The organism is Viridibacillus sp. NPDC096237, from assembly GCF_050278625.1.
Classification (GTDB): domain Bacteria; phylum Bacillota; class Bacilli; order Bacillales_A; family Planococcaceae; genus Viridibacillus.
Genome location: NZ_JBNNTI010000039.1, coordinates 13,288 through 31,684 on the forward strand (window position 1 = coordinate 13,288; position 18,397 = coordinate 31,684).

An 18,397-nucleotide genomic window follows, 5' to 3' on the forward strand; every position below is an offset into this window, starting at 1 on the left:
GCGCTTGATTTAACTCATTCAGAAGATGATTTAACCTACTCGAAGAAGCATTTAACCTATTGGAGAAAATAGAAAAATGATTTGATCTACTCAGCGCTTGATTTAACTCATTCAGAAGATGATTTAACCTACTCGAAGAAGCATTTAACCTATTGGAGAAAATAGAAAAATGATTTGATCTACTCAGCGTTTGATTTAACTCATTCAGAAGATGATTTAACCTACTCGGAGAAGTATTTAACCTATTGGAGGATATAGAAAAATGATTTGATTTACTCAGCGCTTGATTTAACTCATTCAGAGAATGATTTAACTCACTCGAAGAAGCATTTAACCTATTGGAGCATATAGAAAAATAATTTGAACTAAACAGCGCTGGATTTAATCATTCAGAGTATGATTTAACCTACTCGAAGAAACATTTAACCTATTCGAATATATAGTGTATAAAGACAGCTAGATAGAATATTACCTATAAGATAATTTTTAGAATTATTTTTGACTGGGGGATAATTATGGAATTTGCAAAAATGATAAAAGAATTTCCAGTGATAGAAACTCAAAAAATTCGTTTAAGAAAGTTAAGACTGGAAGATGCACCCGCGTTATTAAAATATTATTCAAATGAAAATGTATATCGAAATCTTGATTGGAATGGACCAGAAACATTAGAAAGAAGTTATGAAGTTATCAAACTATGGAACAAAGGATATGATGCAGGCTGGATTATTCGTTTTGCAATTGCAGACAAAGTCACAGATGAAATTATTGGAACAATATTTTTAAGTGAATTTAAAGGGAAAAGGGCTGAAATTGGCTATGAACTATCAGAACAATATTGGCGTCGCGGAATAATGTCTGAAGCCGTACATGAGGTTTTATCAATAGGATTTAACCATTTGGGCTTAGTAAGAATCCAGGCATTTGTTAGTGATGAAAATATAGCTTCAACGGTGTTATTAAAAAAATTTCACTTCAAAGAAGAAGGTTATTTAAGGAAGTTTGAATGCCATAGTGTTACTGGGGAATGTAAGGATATGTGGTTATATAGTTTGTTAAAGACAGAGTTTCAAAGCTGAGGGATGATTTTTTATATAGTATAAATCTCATTACATTTCGACTGAAATTGTTACTTAAAAATTCAAAAACGAGTGAGGAGTAGTGATAATAATGTTAGAAAAAATAACTGATAGAATTTACTATATGAAAAATAGTGATGAAACGGATAGACCAGTGTTAGGACTTGTGATAGGTGACGACTTTTGTTTAATTGTTGATGCAGGAAATTCTCCCAAACATGCAGATGAATTTAAAGTAGAAATAGATAAAATGGGCTTGCCTCCGGTTAAATTTTTGGTTTTAACACATCATCACTGGGATCATACTTTTGGTTTAAGAGAATGGGATTTGATTTCCATAGCAAACTACAAAACAAACAATTATTTGAATATGTATCAAGGTATTAAATATGATGATACATCATTAGAATTAGCAAAAGATAAGGGAGTTTTTAATGACTTTTCAATAGGATGTATTAAGGGAGAAATTGCGGACAGAGAGAATTTTTTACCTAAAAATGTGAATCTATCTTTTGATGGTGAAATGAAAATTGACTTAGGTGGGATTACATGTGAGGTACGCCAAATTATAAGTCCGCATACAGACGATTCAACAATTTTATATATTCCTGAAGAGAAGACTTTATTTTTAGGTGATTGTATTTATGGACGAACAAAACAGGGAAGTAATCATTTTGATGCTAATCTACTATTTCCAATGATACAAATAATTGAAGAGTATGATGCTGAATACTATGTATGTTCACATGAGTCAGTTTGCAGTAGAGAAGAAATAGTATCCTATTGGGAACAATTAAATATTAGTTTTGATATTGCAAATAAATGCTCAAGCTTAGAAGAGGGAGTATTAGAATACAAAAAGCGATTTGATTTAGAACCTTCAAATGATACGGTCTTTTTCTTGAAAAGTTTCGCTCTTAGATAAAGTAACTAAGAGTTATCTTCTACACGTTAACTCATTAAAGGTAACTAGATCTACTAAAGTTTTAAAAACTTGAATCTCTTATTAAATTTCTTAATTTGACTTACAAGGGATTTATTAGTAATAATAAACTGAAGATTGCTAACAGATTAAACATTCAATTAACACCTGGATAATCTACTATTCCTAGGATTGAGTATTTCCGATTTTTAATATAAAGAGAGGAAGTGTAATCTAGTTGATTTTACAATCTGAAAGTGATCTTATAAAAACTATCGAAGAAGATACATGGATGATGGAGATTTTACAAGCTGTCGAACAATTGAATTTACCTGATTGTTGGGTTTGTGCTGGTTTTGTTCGGAGTAAAGTTTGGGATTTGCTACATGATTATAGAGAAAGAACGCCATTAGCAGATATTGACGTCATTTACTATAATGCTGAAGAAGTGAATAAACAAATAGAAAAGATTCTCGAACAGCAATTGGTAAGTATGATGCCTGATGAGCCTTGGTCAGTAAAAAATCAAGCTCGAATGCATGTACTAAATGGAGTAGAACCCTATATTTCCTCTAAAAATGGAATAGCTCAGTTTCCAGAAACACCAACAGCTATTGGCGTACGCTTAAACAACTCCAAGGTTGAGTTGTGCGCACCATATGGTGTAGAGGAATTGCTATCTTGTGTTGTAAAACCAACTCCAAAATTTAAGAAAGGCAAGTCCATGCATAGTATTTATGTAAAAAGAGTTGAAACGAAGAACTGGGAAAAAATTTGGCCAAAATTAACGTTAAGGTACTAAAAAACATGAAATCCAATCCATTAAATACAAATACAGGAGGTTTTATAATGAATAAAGAAGCACAAAACTATTGGAACGAGTATTGGGGAGATCAGGTTAAGCCAACATCAGTAAGTGCTTGGAAGTTTGGAGATACGACAGATAGACTTGCCGAACAAGTAGTTAGCGGAGTTAAAACAGCAACATGTTCAGGCCACGTTTTCTATGAGTTAGAAAATATGTCACTACCTAAGGCTGATGAGTACGGTGTTATTTTAAATAGCGAAGATCAGCCTGTTGCAATTGTCAAAACAGTTGAAGTTTCAATAATACCTATGAATGAAGTAACGGAAGAATTTGCAATTGCTGAAGGTGATGGTACATATGAAAATTGGAGAAATATACATGTAAAGTACTTTAGTGCGGAATTACAGAAATATGGCATAACATTTAAAGAGGATATGCTTCTAGTATGTGAGAGATTCAAACTCATTAACATAAAATAGGTTGTAATGCTGCTATATAAAAAAGGAGATCCTATGACAACAAAATTTATTATAACTTCCGGAGCGGTTGTGATTAATAGTGAAAATAAAATACTGTTAAAAAGAGACCCTAAAAGAGGTTGGGAATTGCCTGGAGGTCAAGTGGAACAGCATGAAATGATTAAAGAAACTGTAATTAGAGAAGTTAAAGAAGAGACGGGAATCGATATTAAATTAATAAAATTTTGCGGAATATCTCAAGAGTTGAATAAGGAGATCTGTAATTTTTGGTGGTTAGCAACGCCTGTAAGTACAGAATTTCGAACTAGTTCTGAAAGTATAGAAGTTGGCTACTATGATGTAAAAGATGCTCTATTACTTATAAAAAACGAAGACTTTAGAAAAGAGCTTCTGCATTGTTTGAATAACGAGGGAGAGCCTTTCTTTCTATCTTTTTAAAATAAAAAAGGTTAATAGGAGCACTTTTAAATGTCAAAATTAACTACAGAAAAAGCAACAATTTTTGATGCGAAGATATTAACGGAAATTAAGAAGAGGACCTCCAGGATATTCATCTATTGAAATGAACAAATATATATGGTTTTTGCCAATCGTAATGCTGCTAGCAGTTGTAGTACTTGGCGCATGTAATGTAAATCAAAAAGTTGGAGATTCAGATGTAACAGCAAAAGAGCTTTATGAAAAAACGTTAAAGAAACAAGAATCTTTGAAAAGCTATTCTGCAACAGGTGATATCAAGTATAATATGGTATTCAAAGATAAAGAGGAAGAAATGTCGGTTGATGCTGTAAGTGATTTGAAAATGGATATTATTGCTGATCCTCTTAGTTCATATTTTACTTCAACGACTAAGATGAAAAATATAGGCGAAGAAGATGCAATGGATATTAAAATGGAAGGCTATATGACAGATAAAGGCTTCTATATGAAAGAATCGACAATGAATCAATGGATGAAGATGCCAAAAGAACAATATGATCTAGTTTTAGGTTCTTATAAAGCGCAATCGGATCCTTCTGAACAATTGAAAAAACTGAGTGAATTTGTAGAAGACTTTAAAGTTGATACTGAAGGTGACAAATATGTATTAACATTAAAAGCTGAAGGTGAGAAATTTACAAAGTTCATGAAAATCGAAGTAGAAGCTCTACTTGCTCAAATGTCACAAGGTGCTGAAACGCCACCACTTGATGACATGAAATTTGAAGATGTTGAATATGTAATCTATATTAACAAAGACTACAATATTGAGCATATGAAAACAATTATGAATATCTCGATGAAAGTAGAAGGCAATGAAATGAAGATGAAAACAAACACTGACTTAAAACTTAGCAACTTCAACAGTGTTAAACCAATTACAGTACCAAAAGAAGTAACTGAAAAAGCTAAAGAAATGTAATAGAAAACGGTTGTAGCTGAAAAGCTATGACCGTTTTTTTATTTAAACTTCACTATACAGTCCTGTTCAGCTTGATTTCAAACTCAGGATTAGTGATATATTCCATATAATTAATATTTCCATCGAAATTCAAATAGGCTTCATAACGAGTTCGATAAGCAATTTTCGTAATAAACTTCAACACTTGATCTTTAGCAACCCAGCAACTTTCTGATGTTTCTTCTGAAACAGTTAACTCACCGCCAACAGGTTTGCAACTATAATCTAGCATTAATTTTGTAGGAACATCAGTGATTCCATCGTACAATTTATGAGTACTTGTATTTGAGTAAACACCGATTAAGTTTGATACTGTAATGTCAATTCCACTTTCTTCCTTTACTTCTCTAATTAATGCATCCATTAGATTCTCGCCAACTTCCACTTGCCCACCAGGAAAAACCCAGTCCTCAGATGTGTCTTAACTAAAAAAATATTGTTATTTTCATCTTCAACAATTCCACCTACAGCAAGAATATGTGTTGGCATTTCCATTTGACTTCCCCCTAATAAAAAAGATTCTATTGCAACTTCCCAATACTATTATATATGGTGAATCTGCAATTGCATTATAAATAGATAGAATATTCTCACAAACTACTGAATATTTGTTTATATTTGTGAATTTATAATGTAAAATTCTAGGAAAGAAACTATTTCCAATAAAAGCGTAACAATGCTAATTTGTTGAAATGACATGATAAGGAAAATGAAAAAATTTATCAATATAACAAATAGAAAGAGGCAGATGAAATGTGGACAAAACAATTCATTGAAACAGCGAGAGGGACATTTGAACTTTTTGAAAAGGACAAGGAAAACCTTTGTGCGTGACTCATCTATATAGTGCTTTTGACGAAAGAGGAAATACTTTTGCAAACCCATTTACAACATACTACCATGTTTATTTAATCAATCTGCGTAGTTGTGGGAACTCGGTTAAAGCTGAAAATAATGTTCAGTATAGTATGAGAGAATCTGTGAAAGATCTTGAGGCAATTCGTGAAAGCTTACATATTGATAAATGGGGATTTGCTGGTCATTCTACTGGAGGAATGTTATCGCTTCAGTATGCAATCCAAGAACCCAATTCACTTACAAAAATAATTGCTGGTGGAGCTTGTGCGAGTAAAGAATTTGCTGCTAATCAAAAAAGTATTTATTGTCGAAAAAATCCTAACTTTGAGCGTATTATGGACATTATGGGTCAATTAAATGATTTAACAACTCCTGTTGAAATTCGAAAGAAATTAAATCGTGAATGGGCAGCTATGTCATTTTATTCAGAAGAAAAACTAAATCAGGCATTAAAGATACCAAACAGTGGCAAAACAGTTGGTGATCGTTTAAATTACTTTATTCAAATTGAATGCCCTACTTTTGATCTTAGAGAACAACTGAAAGAGGTAACTGTGCCGAGTTATATATATGCTGGAAAATATGATGCACAATGTCCTTATGAATATGGTGTTGAAATTGCAGAGTTAATACCTAGGGCATACTTCACAATATTCGAAGAAAGTAATCACAATCCCTATGTAGAGGAAGTAGAAAAATTTAAAGCATTCGTGAAGACAACTCTATAGATAATATTGTAACAATCTCTAAGTGGAAAAGTGGCTCTAAGACAAACATAGTTGAGGTGAACAAAATTGAAATACCAAATAGAAGTATCTCTAGATAAGAATGAAGATTTTTCAATGTTTTTAGATAACAAAATAAAAGAGTTTAACAATGAACACTCCATACAACATAAAGAAGTAAGAAAAGATGGTGCTAGGCAACCTATCAATTTAATTGTGTCAAATGATCAGCAACAATGGATTGGTGGTATATCTGCCGAAGTGTATTGGAATTGGGTTGAGATTAATAATTTTTGGATTAGTGAAGAATTTAGAGGTAAAGGTATAGGTAGCGAGTTACTAGATAAAACGGAAAAACTGGCGATTGACAAGGGTGCAGAAAAGGCATTATTAACAACATATGACTTTCAAGCACGCTCATTCTATAAGTTGAAAGGATATAAAGTTGTAGGAGAAATCAAGGATTACCCACCTGGTAGTAGCTACTTTACAATGGTGAAAATCCTTATTTAATAGAGTTTTAAGAATAGAATAGAGTAGAGGTATGTTTAAAAATGAAAAAGACGGCGGTTTTATTATATCCACAATTTAGTGAGTATGAATTAACGACAGCTATATCAATATTAATGCAGGGTGGAAAATCAATTTCAGTAATATCATTAACAAAAGAAGGTGTAAAAGGGGAGGCAAATCTAACCTGTCTTGCTGATGAAACAATTGATCAAGTAAACTACCAAGACTTCGATAGCCTTTTATTAACTGGGTGTATGGACATTACTAGTGTCGTTGAAAATGAAAAATATATTAATTTTATTCAAAAGATTGCTGACCAAGAGAACTTTGTTATTGCAAGTATTTCAAGCTCACCGATGTTACTAGCAAAAGCGGGATTGTTAAAGGGGAAGAAATACACAGTTGGATTGCTTGAAGAGCATAGAGAGCAATGTGGATTATTTAATGATGCGAACTATGTTGAAGATTTAGTTGTACAAGATGGCAACATAATAACGGCTAGGGGTTCTGGCTTTATAAAGTGGGGAGTTCTATTTGGCGAAGCGGTTAAAGTTGATTTTGAAGAGTCGTGGTATGGAAAATAAATTATTATTTTAATAAAGCATGTTCACATTGGATTTTAATATGGTGGAGGCTGATTTATGACAACAAAAATATTCTTCGCATCCAATAAATTAGGTGATATTACGAATGAGCAATTACAACAAATGCTCAATCAACACAATTTAGGTGAACTTATTTCTGCGAAAAGAACGGAAAATGGTGCAATGGGACAGACAATGTTTGTTCATTCCTCAAAAGGCGATTTTGTGTTGAAGGGCAATCCAATATTTCCCGGGCAATTAAAAGAAGAACAATTTTTTGTGAATAATATTTCGGAATGTAGTAATATATCTGTTCCCATACCGTATATCATAGATAAATCTGAATCTATTTTTGGTTGGAGTTATGCTATTATGCCAAGACTTAAAGGAAAGCATCTGAACGATAGAGAAGTAGCTGATGAGTTAATAAGTGACGATAAAGAGCAGATAGCAGAAATTATAGCAAATACTCTATCGCAATTACATAGTTGGAGAGTAGATATATGTGGAGAGTATGATCCAAAAACGAATAACTTAAAGGCGTTCGAAGAGGGTTATACAATTTGGCTTTTTAATAGAATACGTTATTGGTTAAAAGATGCTGAAAAATATTCTGAAATAACATTTGATGATATAAAATGGGTTGAAGATGTTTTACAACATGCTAAAGATGCTTTTGATCAATTCGATACACCGACATTTGTAATGGGTGATTTTAAGCCAGGCAATTTCTTAGTTCTTCATGAAGGACAAGAGTGGAAAATAAGTGGTGTATTTGATTTTACTAATGCCTATTTTGGTGATCCCTCAGCTGATTTGGTAAAGATTTTAACACTTTACATCGATAATGGTGAATTACATGAGGCAAAGCACTTAATGAAAGTATATATGGCTGATACTAATAACAAAGAACAAATCACAGAACGTTTAAAAGTACATATGCTTATGCAACGGATATTAGATTGGGGCTGTGCAAAGGCGATAGGTGCAGTTACTTGGGATGAAAATATGGCAATTTCTGTTTGGGCAGAGCCATATATGATAACCCTTGATGAGATTATTAGAGAAATCGAATGTTGAGAATTCATATAGTCAGGATTTTATGTTTGCTTTAAAACATCTGTATCATTCATAAACATCTGTAGATAATTAACTTAAAACAAATAAAATTTTGCAATTTGCACATATATAAAAAGACATTCAGTTTAATTTAGCTAAATGTCTTTTTTGTAATTGCTTTTTTAATCAAAATTTTATTCGGAACTTTTTAGCATCAGCAACTTTTGTTTCATTCTCATCAAATACATCACTCGTTGTAACTTCAATCCATTCTAAGTTCGCTTTTGTATCAACGATGAATCCTAGATTACCTTTCTTAGATGCATTACGATCAATTTCTTTGTTTAAGTTTTCTAAGTAAATGTCTTGATCCCAAGTAATTTTCTGGCCAGTATTTGTTTCTATAAGAGCGATAGGTGCGAAGTTTACTTTTTTGTTCGAATTGTTTTTAATTTCCACAAAGAGTTTCACAAAATCAAACTCCTCTTCATGTGTGAGACTATGGAAATAGTCAGTCAGACTGTAATCGGGGAAGAGGTGAATAAGCTTTGTGTCTTTCACTGTTAATTTGATATCTCCAATGTCGATTGATTGTTCTTTTAAGTTGATTTTTTGTAATGTTGCTTCACCTTTTGCGTCTTTGATGGATTGTCCAACAGTAAGTAATGTGCGGTCATCAGGTACTTGTGGATTTGCTCCATATCCATCAAGATAATTACTTTCTATTTCTTGAGCCAAAGCAGGGGTATTAGCACTGAAATCTTTATCAGAGCAGCCGAATAATAAGGTTGATAAAAGTACAAAGCCAATTGATTTTTTCATTTTTATACCTCCATATAATACAAGAAAGGGCTAACGTTTGGAGTGTCAGCCCGTACTCATAATTATTTATTTATCTTTGATGACTGTTTTGTTTTTCTTTTTATTTTGCTCTAAAATTTTGAAGATGATTTTAGCATTATCTGTATTATCAATTTGACCTGCAAATTTACTTGAAGATGGACCATATGCGTATACTGGAACATCTTCTCCTGTATGACCACCAGTTGTCCAACCTGTGTTTGAGCGTGTGTCGAAGATTTTCTCGATTGCATTGTCGATGTCTATTTCTTTTTTAGCTGTTGCATCTTTCACCGATTGAATTTCTTCAGCTGTTAAATCAAGGTTAATGTATTGTTTTAATGTTTGTTCAACGTCGGCACCATTTGCGATTTTGTTAGCCATGAAATCTGGTGTACGTTTTGCTGCTTTAATAGGAGCTGCGAACCAGTTATAATCGCCTTTTGCACCAATAGAGAAACCACCTGTTGAGTGATCGGCTGTTGCAACGACTAATGTATGCTTGTCTTTTTTAGCAAAGTCGATAGCTGCTTTGAATGCTTTTTCGAAGTCTGCCATTTCACTCATCGCACCAACGATGTCATTATCATGGCCTGCCCAGTCAATTTGGCTACCTTCAACCATTAGGAAGAAACCTTTTTTGTTTTGTTTCAAACTAGAAATAGCGGAATTTGTCATATCAGCAAGAGAAGGTGTCTCGGCTTTTCGGTCAATCATTTTATCCATACCACCAGTTGCAAATAAGCCAAGTACCTGTTTATTTTTATTCTTTTGTAAATCAATTTTTGTTGTCACATAGTTAAAGCCGTCTTTTTTAAATTCTTTCACAAGATCACGGTCTTCGCGGATGAATAATGATGAACCTCCACCTAGTAAGACATCTACTTTGTGCTTGCCATTAATGAGTTCGTCATAATAGTCATCTGCAATTGCATTCATATTTTTCCTACTCGGATCATGTGCCCCAAATGCCGCTGGAGTTGCGTGTGTGATCTCAGATGTTGCAACTAGACCAGTTGCTTTTCCCATCTCTTTTGCCGATTCTAAGACGGTTTTTACTTCTGATTCATCATTATCTACTGCAATGGCATTGTTGTAAGTTTTAATACCTGCTGACATTGCGGTTGCAGCTGATGCCGAATCTGTTACGTTTTCTTTTGTATCTTCAGGATATGTCATTTGTTGACCAACAAGATATTTATCAAATAATGTAGGGTTGACAAATTTTGAATTTGAACTGCTTTTTAAATAGCGATAGGCTGAAGTATAAGAAACACCCATGCCATCTCCAATAAGGAAGATAATATTTTTTATCTCGGGTTCTTTTGGTGCTGCAGATTTTGCTTGCGCCTCAGTAAACGGTACACCTAAGCTACTAATTGCCAGGGTGGATACAGCAGCAAACGCAAGTAATTTCTTCTTTATATTCATGCTCATTAATATAATTCCTCCTAAACCTTGGTATATCTAAAATATACAGGAACAATTTTATGGAAGTGTTATCGCCATGTAAGAGATATGTAAATCATTTGTAATGAAGAGATTAACTATCATCCAAAACTGTTAATAATTTTTTTATAGTATGTTCAAAATCGGTTTTTTTATTTTTATAAATACAATTGTAATATTCTGTGCTAATGAAGCGGCGTAAATTTTTTAATTTATGTAGCGTTTTTATTTTTAGAATCAACGCATAATAAAGAAATTAAATATAAAAATTTTTGTGATTGTTTTTGAATGAAAATGATTGATTTTGATTTTTCGTTGCACTATAATGAACTCGTAAAGCGAATACATGAACAAGAGGATGTAAGGTTATAATAACAGCGGTAAATTATCGCTTTAAAGAGCAATGACCATTGAAGCTAATTCATGAAGGAGCAAGTTCATTCGTATTCAAAGAATGATAAATGTAATAAGCAAGAAAAATCATTCAAAAACCTTCATTATTTGCAAGTTTGTTTTAAGAGATACAAAACCATAGTCCTCGTGGACATACAATTGTAAACGCATTACTACAACAAGTTATTAAAAAATGGATTACTACTCAAATTATTTGCTAGTATTTGGAAATGAATATACTAAGTAATTTATAAGGAGATTTTAAAATGAAAAAAACTTACAAAATTACAAGCCCAGATGGTTTACATGCAAGACCAACAACATTATTAGTAACTGCGGTGACATCTTTTGAATCTGAAGTATCTTTGACTTACAAAGATAAGACTGTAAATTTAAAATCAATTATGGGTGTTATGGCTCTTGGGATTGCATCAGGTTCTGTTATGGAAGTTTCTGCGGAAGGTCAGGATGCTAAAGAATTACTAGATAAAGTAACTGAAGTAATTATTTCTAATGGGATTGGTGTAGAATGCTAGAAATAAACGGGATTGCTGTTTCAAATGGCATCGCCGTAGCTAAAGCTTATTGCTTAAAAGAGCCTGATTTGTCTTTTGAAAAAGTTAAAGTTACGGATATAGATGCTGAAAAGAGTAGACTAAAAGAGGCTTTTAAAAAAGCTAAATTAGAATTAGAAGAAATTCGTGAAATTGCTCTTAGAAAATTCGGGGAAGAAAAGGCTGCTATTTTTTCAGCGCACCTATTGATACTAGGAGATCCAGAAATACTTGGAGCTATTAAAGCGAAAATCGAAGATGGATGGAATGCAGAATTTGCCTTACAAGAAACGTCCAATATGTATATTGAAATGTTTGAAGTAATGGATAATGAATATATGCAAGAACGTGCGGCGGATATTCGTGATGTTTCAACTCGACTACTATCACACTTATTGGGTGTTGAGATTCAGGATTATAGCCGCATATCAACAGACGTAATAATCGTTGCGGAAGATTTAACACCTTCTTTAACGGCTCAATTAGATAAAACATATGTAAAAGGTTTTATTACTGATATAGGTGGCAGAACTTCCCATTCTGCTATTTTAGCAAGAACGATGGAGATTCCTGCTATTGTAGGTACTAAAACGGCTACGAGAGATATCCTGCAAGGGGCTCCTGTAATTATTGATGGCACGAGTGGCAAAGTAATAATGAATGCAACTGAAGAAGTACTCAATGAATATATGGAGAAACAGAAAAAGAGCGAAGAGGAAAGACAATTACTTGAGCAGTACCGTTTTTTAGAGAGCGTAAGTGCTGATGGCCATCATGTTGAAATCGCTGGAAACATCGGAAAACCAGAAGATGTTGAAATGATTATTGAAAATGGTGGAGATGGAATCGGTCTATTCCGTACAGAATTCTTATATATGGATCGTCAGGAATTACCGAATGAAGAAGAACAATTTACTGCTTATAAAACTGTTCTTGAAAAAATGCAAGGCAAGCCGACAGTTGTTCGTACATTAGATATCGGGGGAGATAAAATCCTCCCTTATTTAAAGCTAGATCATGAGATGAATCCATTTTTAGGTTATCGTGCTATTCGTCTATGTTTAGACAAGCAGGACATTTTCCGTACGCAATTACGTGCCCTATTAAGAGCCAGCATTTACGGCAATTTGAAGGTAATGTTCCCGATGATTGCAACAGTAGAAGAGTTCAGAGAAGCAAAAGCTTTGTTATTAGAGGAAAAACAAAAGCTTGTAGAGGAAGGAATTCCTGTATCTGAAACGATTGAAGTAGGTATGATGGTTGAAATCCCATCTGCTGCAGTGATTGCTGATTTATTTGCACAAGAGGCAGACTTCTTATCTATAGGAACGAATGATTTAATTCAATATACTTTAGCAGCAGATCGCATGAATGAAAAGGTTTCATATTTATATCAACCTTATCATCCTGCCATTATAAGACTTGTGAAAACAGTAATTGAGGCTGCTCATCAAAATGGTAAATTGGTAGGTATGTGTGGTGAAATGGCTGGAGATGAAATAGCCATTCCAATCTTGTTGGCACTAGAATTAGATGAGTTTTCAATGAGTGGGCCATCTATCTTAAATACACGTGCACAAATTGCCAAATTATCGAAAACGGAAATAGCAGGGCATCTTGAACGAATTTTATCGTTAACGACTGCGAATGAAGTAGAAGCTTACGTGAAAAAGAATTTATTGAAATAGAATCTAAATAATATTTATACAATCAGACTGTAGGTAAACTTGAAGAATTCCGAGTTTTACTACGGTCTTTTTTCTTTTACAAAATAGAAAATTTGAAGGAACTTACAATTGGAGAAGTGTACTATGTGAAAATTTTTTAGCGTTTTTATTTTGAGCATCAACACATAATAAAGATAATTAAGAGTGGTATTTTGTGAGTGTTTTTGGATGAAAATGATTGATTTTGATTTTTTCTTGTATTATAATTAAAACATAAAGCGAATACATGAATAAGAGGGTGTAGGGTTATAATAACAGCGGAACGTCATCATATTATTTTAGATTTATTAACTCGTAATGGTGTAGTTGACTTGCAGAACCTAGTACAAAGAACGAAATCATCTGACTCAACAATTAGACGAGATTTAGCACTTTTAGAAGAACAAGGACTTTTAAAGCGAATTCATGGGGGAGCAACTCTTCCGTATTCAAAGATAGATGAACCTAATATTCAAGAGAAATCATCCAAAAACCTTCACGATAAGCAATTAATTGCAGAAGCTGCGGCAAGTATGATTCGTGATGGGGATTGTATTTATCTAGATGCAGGAACGACTATTTCAGAGATGATTCCGTTTTTAATAAACAAAAAAATCGCTGTCGTAACCAATGGTCTAATGCATGTTGATGCATTAACTTCAGAAAATATAACGACTTATGTAATAGGCGGAAGAATAAAAGCTAATACTAAAGCGATTGTTGGTTCTGTGGCACAAGAGAATTTAAAGCAGTATAGATTTGATAAGTGTTTCTTAGGCATGAACGGTATAGATATAAAGTTTGGATTTTCAACTCCTGATCCAGAAGAAGCTGTTCTGAAGAAACTTGCAATAGAGTTAGCTGAAGAATCATTTGTTTTAGCAGATAAAAGTAAGTTCAAAGAAACATTCTTTGCAAAAGTAGCGGAGATTGAAAATGCAGGTATTATAACAACGAATCTGGATAATGAAGCAATGAAAAAATTCGCAGAAAAAACAAACATGAAGGTTGTGACATCATGATTTATACAATTACACTGAATCCATCCATTGATTTTATCGTTGAGGTGGATGATTTTCAAATTGGTCACTTAAATCGAATTGATCGTGAAAGTAAATTTCCAGGTGGAAAAGGAATAAATGTCTCACGTGTTCTAAACACGATTGGCGTACCATCTAAAGCATTAGGTTTTTTAGGAGGCTTCACAGGAGGATTCATTCAAAATACGTTAGAAAGTGAAGGAATTCATACTGAGTTTGTAAATGTAGAAGAAGACTCAAGGATAAACATAAAGCTGAAGACAGGGGAAGAAACTGAAATTAATGGTCAAGGACCTACTCTGACCGAAAAAAATATTCAGGATTTATTTGAGAAGTTAGAAGCTTTAAAAGAAGGAGATATTCTGGTTTTAGCAGGTAGCATACCCCCTTCACTACCAAAAACATTTTATTCAGATTTAACGAGAAAGTATAGTAAACGTGGAGTGAAAGTAGTTGTTGATGCAGGTGGTAAAGTCCTTGCAAAAGTATTACAAGATAAGCCCTTTTTAGTTAAGCCGAATCATCATGAGTTAAGTGAATTATTCGGAGCAACAATTCACACTGTTGAGGAGGTAATTCCTTACGGTAAAAAGGTAGTAGAAATTGGAGCTGAAAATGTAATTGTTTCTATGGCTGGTGATGGAGCTCTGCTATTTACAAATGGAGAAGTTTACAGTGCAACCGTTCCAAAAGGAAAAGTGCTTAATTCTGTAGGAGCTGGTGACTCATTAGTAGCAGGGTTTATTGGGACATATTCGAAAGACCAAGACTTTATTAAAGCATTTCAAGTTGCTGTCGCAACAGGAAGTGCAACTGCTTTTAGCCAAGATTTAGCAACGAAAGAGAAAATTGATTCTTTATTGGATCAAGTAACTATCAAGAAAATATAGGTTAGGTGGTTAATTATGAAAATTACGGATTTATTAAAAAAAGATACCGTTATTATCGATTTAGTTGCTACTAGCAAACCTGCAGCTATTGAAGAAATGACTAAGAAATTAGATGAAGCTGGTCGTTTAAACAGCTTAGCTGGATATAGAGAAGCAATCTTAAAGAGAGAATCTCAAAGTACTACAGGTATTGGGGAAGGAATTGCGATTCCTCATGCGAAAACAGACGCAGTAAAAACTCCATCAATATTATTTGCAAAATCAGTAAATGGTGTAGATTATGAATCATTAGATGGACAACCAGCACACCTATTATTCATGATTGCAGCAAGTGCTGGTGCTAATAATGAGCATCTTGAAACACTATCTCGTCTTTCTTCGTTATTGATGGATACTAAGTTCCGTGAAGATTTATTAGCAGCACAAACTCCAGAAGATGTTATCAATATTATTAATGCAAAAGAAAAAGAAGAAGACGGCGAAGAAGAAGTAATTGCAGATGTTAAAGAAGATGAAAAATTAATTCTAGCTGTAACGGCATGTCCTACAGGAATTGCCCATACGTATATGGCAGCAGATGCATTAAAGGCGAAAGCTAAAGAAAGAGGAATTACGTTCAAGGTTGAAACGAATGGTTCAACAGGTATTAAAGGTGCATTAACGGCAGAAGAAATTGAAAAAGCAACAGCGATTATCGTTGCGGCTGATAAGCAAGTTGAAATGGACCGTTTTGCAGGTAAGCATGTCATTAAAGTTCCTGTTGCAGCGGGTATTCGTAAAACAGATGAGTTACTTGATCGTGCTTTACAGCAAGATGCACCTATTTATAAAGCAACAGCTGAATCTATTGGAAATACGGAAGAAGTAACATCTGAAGGCAGGTTTAAAGAATATTTCTATAAACCTTTGATGAATGGTATCTCGAATATGTTGCCATTTGTTGTTGGTGGAGGTTTATTAATTGCTTTATCATTTTTAATTGGTGGTATAAACGCCGAAGGGACATTTGCAGAAGCGCTAAATACAATAGGCGGAGGTAATGCCTTTGCATTACTCATTCCTGTACTTGCTGGATTTATTGCTAGGGGTATTGCAGATCGTCCTGGTTTAGCACCAGGTATGGTCGGTGGTTTCTTGGCGGCATCAGGCGGTGCTGGATTCTTAGGTGGATTAGTTGCTGGTTTCTTAGCAGGTTATGTTGTAATTGGATTGAAGAAACTCTTCTCACATTTACCTCAGTCATTTGAAGGGATTAAGCCAGTTTTATTATATCCATTCTTTGGTATGACAATTGTCGGCTTAATTATGATTTTTGTTGTTAATACTCCAGTGAAGTTTGTAATGGACGGATTAACTACTTTGTTAAACGGTTTAACAGGAACAAACATTGTATTATTAGGGATTATTCTTGCAGGTATGATGGCTGTAGACATGGGGGGACCAATTAACAAAGCCGCGTTTACATTTGGTATTGCGATGATTGACGCAGGAAATTATGCACCTCAAGCAGCTGTTATGATTGGTGGTATGGTTCCACCACTAGGTATGGCTCTTGCAACGACATTCTTTAAAAATAAATTTACATTAGCAGAACGTGATGCAGGTAAAACGAACTATGTTATGGGTCTTTCATTCATTACAGAGGGTGCAATTCCGTTTGCAGCAGCAGATCCATTACGTGTTATCGTAAGTTCTGTTATCGGTGCTGCTATCGCAGGTGGTTTAGCTTTATTCTTTGGTTGTACATTACAAGCTCCACACGGTGGAATCTTCGTATTATGGGCTGTGAAAAATCCAATAATGTACTTTGTATCATTAGTGGTAGGTACAATAGTAACTGCAGCTATCGTAGGATTCTGGAAAAAACCAATTAATGAAAAAATATAAGTAAAAAGAAGAGGACGCCCTATTAGTTAGCCGAGCTGAATACTAGGGCGTCTTTATTTTGTTTAAACGATCAATTTAAAAAGAATAGAACAACTGTTGTTTCCAAATTAGAGTTATGTTGTATAATTAAGGGGTATATTGATGTGCTCTGTTTAATAATGGACGGGCAATAATAACAGCTGTAACTTACTTTGTTGATAATTGAAAAGTAATTCCTATAACAAATTCTTCTGTATATTATTACTATTAAAAAATTAAGTGAGGTAATGTTATGACTAAAGAGCAATATGGATGGGGCATTAATTACGCAAATTTGTCACTTTTAGTAGGTGCGTCGTTATTAGTGCCGTGATATTAATGAGTTATTTTTTAATTAGAAGAAAAAGAGAACAGCGATAAGTAGTTCAAGGGTGTTCTTGATTTTATACAAGAATTCTTAATCAATATAGGGATATTCGGAATTGGGGGTTGCTAACTATGGAAGTGTTGCTAAATACTGAAAGACTATTAATTAGGAATTTTAAAGAGGAAGATTGGTTAAGTTTGTATGCATATACATCTAACCCAAACGTAATGGAGTATATGCCTTCTGGTGTGTTAAATGAAGATGGAGCAAAGCAGTTAGTGAATAATAATTTGCACGATAAAGCTGAGAAATTTGCAGTTATACTAAAAGAAGAAAATCTCCTGATTGGTCACATCGAATTTTTTAAATACTTTGGTGAACATACTTTTGAAATAGGTTGGGTATTTAATCCGAAGTATTGTAATAAGGGTTTTGCTACTGAAGCGGCAAAAGCATTTTTAGACTATGGATTTAAAGAATTAAAGTTACATAGAATAATTGCCACTTGTCAGCCAGAAAATGTCTCTTCCTATCGAGTTATGGAGAAAATAGGTATGAGAAGAGAAGGATACTTCAAAAAATGTATACCTAATGGAAATATATGGTGGGATGAATATTACTATGCTGTGTTAAGAGAAGAATATTTGAAATAAAAAATAGTAGAAAGTTTAAATGTAAATTACTTCTCAAATTTAATGTACTAATGGAGGCAGGAGAGCGTAAAATATCTGTGTAAATGAATAAATAGAAAAAGGAAGACCTTTTCTTGTAGAATTAAGTCACCATAACACAATTCACAGAAAAGAGGTCTTCCCTATGAATAA

19 protein-coding genes and 1 pseudogene are annotated in these 18,397 nt (G+C 33.7%); 16 read left to right on the forward strand and 4 right to left on the reverse strand.

Features of this window, described 5'->3' with window-relative positions:
- The first annotated feature begins 515 nt into the window (after positions 1 to 515).
- The 6 genes from ACQKMD_RS17475 (at position 516) to ACQKMD_RS17500 (ending at position 4,690) form a co-directional block, all read left to right on the forward strand.
- Entirely contained in the window at positions 516 to 1,079 is a 564-nt protein-coding gene (locus ACQKMD_RS17475) for a GNAT family N-acetyltransferase (RefSeq protein WP_427753585.1), read from the forward strand.
- Between the two features lie 91 nt (positions 1,080 to 1,170).
- The gene (locus ACQKMD_RS17480; RefSeq protein WP_427753587.1) at positions 1,171 to 2,004 is read left to right on the forward strand and encodes an MBL fold metallo-hydrolase; all 834 of its coding nucleotides are present in this window, start codon (positions 1,171 to 1,173) and stop codon (positions 2,002 to 2,004) included.
- 235 nt (positions 2,005 to 2,239) lie between these two features.
- Positions 2,240 to 2,803 carry a nucleotidyltransferase family protein gene (locus ACQKMD_RS17485; protein ID WP_427753589.1) on the forward strand — a complete coding sequence of 188 codons (564 nt, stop codon included), beginning with the start codon at positions 2,240 to 2,242 and terminating at the stop codon, positions 2,801 to 2,803.
- 47 nt (positions 2,804 to 2,850) lie between these two features.
- A complete protein-coding gene (locus tag ACQKMD_RS17490; protein WP_427753591.1) occupies positions 2,851 to 3,288 on the forward strand; it encodes an ASCH domain-containing protein in 438 nt (145 codons plus the stop codon).
- A gap of 33 nt (positions 3,289 to 3,321) precedes the next feature.
- Entirely contained in the window at positions 3,322 to 3,726 is a 405-nt protein-coding gene (locus tag ACQKMD_RS17495; RefSeq protein WP_427753592.1) for an NUDIX hydrolase, read from the forward strand.
- Positions 3,727 to 3,850: 124 nt separating this feature from the next.
- The gene (locus ACQKMD_RS17500) at positions 3,851 to 4,690 is read left to right on the forward strand and encodes a DUF6612 family protein (protein ID WP_427753594.1); all 840 of its coding nucleotides are present in this window, start codon (positions 3,851 to 3,853) and stop codon (positions 4,688 to 4,690) included.
- Between the two features lie 52 nt (positions 4,691 to 4,742).
- On the opposite strand, the gene ACQKMD_RS17505 is transcribed toward ACQKMD_RS17500, so the two are convergent.
- Both ACQKMD_RS17505 and ACQKMD_RS17510 read right to left on the reverse strand, forming a co-directional pair.
- On the reverse strand, positions 4,743 to 5,114 hold the full coding sequence (locus ACQKMD_RS17505; protein ID WP_427753596.1) for an NUDIX domain-containing protein: 372 nt from the start codon (positions 5,112 to 5,114) through the stop codon (positions 4,743 to 4,745).
- On the reverse strand, positions 5,093 to 5,224 hold the full coding sequence (locus tag ACQKMD_RS17510) for a hypothetical protein (protein ID WP_427753597.1): 132 nt from the start codon (positions 5,222 to 5,224) through the stop codon (positions 5,093 to 5,095). The genes ACQKMD_RS17505 and ACQKMD_RS17510 overlap by 22 nt, the downstream gene beginning before the upstream one ends.
- Positions 5,225 to 5,482: 258 nt before the next feature.
- Between ACQKMD_RS17510 and ACQKMD_RS17515 the strand changes: the two are divergent.
- From ACQKMD_RS17515 to ACQKMD_RS17530, 4 genes and pseudogenes are all read left to right on the forward strand, one after another.
- A pseudogene (locus ACQKMD_RS17515) lies at positions 5,483 to 6,315 on the forward strand (alpha/beta fold hydrolase).
- A 66-nt stretch (positions 6,316 to 6,381) separates the two neighbouring features.
- On the forward strand, positions 6,382 to 6,825 hold the full coding sequence (locus ACQKMD_RS17520; RefSeq protein ID WP_427753598.1) for a GNAT family N-acetyltransferase: 444 nt from the start codon (positions 6,382 to 6,384) through the stop codon (positions 6,823 to 6,825).
- Between the two features lie 41 nt (positions 6,826 to 6,866).
- Entirely contained in the window at positions 6,867 to 7,409 is a 543-nt protein-coding gene (locus ACQKMD_RS17525; protein ID WP_427753600.1) for a DJ-1/PfpI family protein, read from the forward strand.
- 57 nt (positions 7,410 to 7,466) lie between these two features.
- Positions 7,467 to 8,489, forward strand: coding sequence for a phosphotransferase family protein (locus ACQKMD_RS17530; protein WP_427753602.1), 1,023 nt, complete (start codon positions 7,467 to 7,469; stop codon positions 8,487 to 8,489).
- 165 nt (positions 8,490 to 8,654) lie between these two features.
- Here ACQKMD_RS17530 and ACQKMD_RS17535 read toward each other — a convergent pair whose 3' ends face one another.
- Positions 8,655 to 9,290 carry a hypothetical protein gene (locus ACQKMD_RS17535; RefSeq protein WP_427753604.1) on the reverse strand — a complete coding sequence of 212 codons (636 nt, stop codon included), beginning with the start codon at positions 9,288 to 9,290 and terminating at the stop codon, positions 8,655 to 8,657.
- Between the two features lie 66 nt (positions 9,291 to 9,356).
- A complete protein-coding gene (locus ACQKMD_RS17540) occupies positions 9,357 to 10,739 on the reverse strand; it encodes an alkaline phosphatase (protein WP_427753616.1) in 1,383 nt (460 codons plus the stop codon).
- Positions 10,740 to 11,416: 677 nt separating this feature from the next.
- Between ACQKMD_RS17540 and ACQKMD_RS17545 the strand changes: the two genes are divergently transcribed.
- The 6 genes from ACQKMD_RS17545 to ACQKMD_RS17570 all read left to right on the forward strand — a co-directional run bounded on the left by ACQKMD_RS17545 (position 11,417) and on the right by ACQKMD_RS17570 (position 18,226).
- A complete protein-coding gene (locus ACQKMD_RS17545) occupies positions 11,417 to 11,686 on the forward strand; it encodes an HPr family phosphocarrier protein (protein WP_427753606.1) in 270 nt (89 codons plus the stop codon).
- Complete coding sequence (ptsP, locus tag ACQKMD_RS17550) at positions 11,680 to 13,392, forward strand: phosphoenolpyruvate--protein phosphotransferase (protein ID WP_427753608.1); 1,713 nt, start codon at positions 11,680 to 11,682, stop codon at positions 13,390 to 13,392. Before ACQKMD_RS17545 ends, ptsP begins: the two co-directional genes overlap by 7 nt.
- Positions 13,393 to 13,679: 287 nt before the next feature.
- Positions 13,680 to 14,432 (forward strand): DeoR/GlpR family DNA-binding transcription regulator, encoded by a 753-nt coding sequence (locus ACQKMD_RS17555; RefSeq protein ID WP_427753618.1) that lies wholly within the window; start codon positions 13,680 to 13,682, stop codon positions 14,430 to 14,432.
- Positions 14,429 to 15,340 (forward strand): 1-phosphofructokinase, encoded by a 912-nt coding sequence (gene pfkB / locus ACQKMD_RS17560; protein WP_427753610.1) that lies wholly within the window; start codon positions 14,429 to 14,431, stop codon positions 15,338 to 15,340. The genes ACQKMD_RS17555 and pfkB overlap by 4 nt, the downstream gene beginning before the upstream one ends.
- A 15-nt stretch (positions 15,341 to 15,355) precedes the next feature.
- Positions 15,356 to 17,227 (forward strand): PTS fructose transporter subunit IIABC, encoded by a 1,872-nt coding sequence (locus tag ACQKMD_RS17565; protein ID WP_427753612.1) that lies wholly within the window; start codon positions 15,356 to 15,358, stop codon positions 17,225 to 17,227.
- A gap of 477 nt (positions 17,228 to 17,704) precedes the next feature.
- A complete protein-coding gene (locus ACQKMD_RS17570; RefSeq protein WP_427753614.1) occupies positions 17,705 to 18,226 on the forward strand; it encodes a GNAT family N-acetyltransferase in 522 nt (173 codons plus the stop codon).
- Positions 18,227 to 18,397: the final 171 nt, after the last annotated feature.

Bases quoted from the DNA above. Each gene is read 5' to 3' on its own strand.
- ACQKMD_RS17475 (WP_427753585.1), top strand. From the start codon at position 516: ATGGAATTTGCAAAAATGATAAAAGAATTTCCAGTGATAGAAACTCAA.
- ACQKMD_RS17480 (WP_427753587.1), top strand. From the start codon at position 1,171: ATGTTAGAAAAAATAACTGATAGAATTTACTATATGAAAAATAGTGAT.
- ACQKMD_RS17490 (WP_427753591.1), top strand. From the start codon at position 2,851: ATGAATAAAGAAGCACAAAACTATTGGAACGAGTATTGGGGAGATCAG.
- ACQKMD_RS17495 (WP_427753592.1), top strand. From the start codon at position 3,322: ATGACAACAAAATTTATTATAACTTCCGGAGCGGTTGTGATTAATAGT.
- ACQKMD_RS17500 (WP_427753594.1), top strand. From the start codon at position 3,851: ATGAACAAATATATATGGTTTTTGCCAATCGTAATGCTGCTAGCAGTT.
- ACQKMD_RS17510 (WP_427753597.1), bottom strand. From the start codon at position 5,224: ATGGAAATGCCAACACATATTCTTGCTGTAGGTGGAATTGTTGAAGAT.
- ACQKMD_RS17525 (WP_427753600.1), top strand. From the start codon at position 6,867: ATGAAAAAGACGGCGGTTTTATTATATCCACAATTTAGTGAGTATGAA.
- ACQKMD_RS17530 (WP_427753602.1), top strand. From the start codon at position 7,467: ATGACAACAAAAATATTCTTCGCATCCAATAAATTAGGTGATATTACG.
- ACQKMD_RS17535 (WP_427753604.1), bottom strand. From the start codon at position 9,290: ATGAAAAAATCAATTGGCTTTGTACTTTTATCAACCTTATTATTCGGC.
- ACQKMD_RS17540 (WP_427753616.1), bottom strand. From the start codon at position 10,739: ATGAATATAAAGAAGAAATTACTTGCGTTTGCTGCTGTATCCACCCTG.
- ACQKMD_RS17545 (WP_427753606.1), top strand. From the start codon at position 11,417: ATGAAAAAAACTTACAAAATTACAAGCCCAGATGGTTTACATGCAAGA.
- ptsP (WP_427753608.1), top strand. From the start codon at position 11,680: ATGCTAGAAATAAACGGGATTGCTGTTTCAAATGGCATCGCCGTAGCT.
- pfkB (WP_427753610.1), top strand. From the start codon at position 14,429: ATGATTTATACAATTACACTGAATCCATCCATTGATTTTATCGTTGAG.
- ACQKMD_RS17565 (WP_427753612.1), top strand. From the start codon at position 15,356: ATGAAAATTACGGATTTATTAAAAAAAGATACCGTTATTATCGATTTA.
- ACQKMD_RS17570 (WP_427753614.1), top strand. From the start codon at position 17,705: ATGGAAGTGTTGCTAAATACTGAAAGACTATTAATTAGGAATTTTAAA.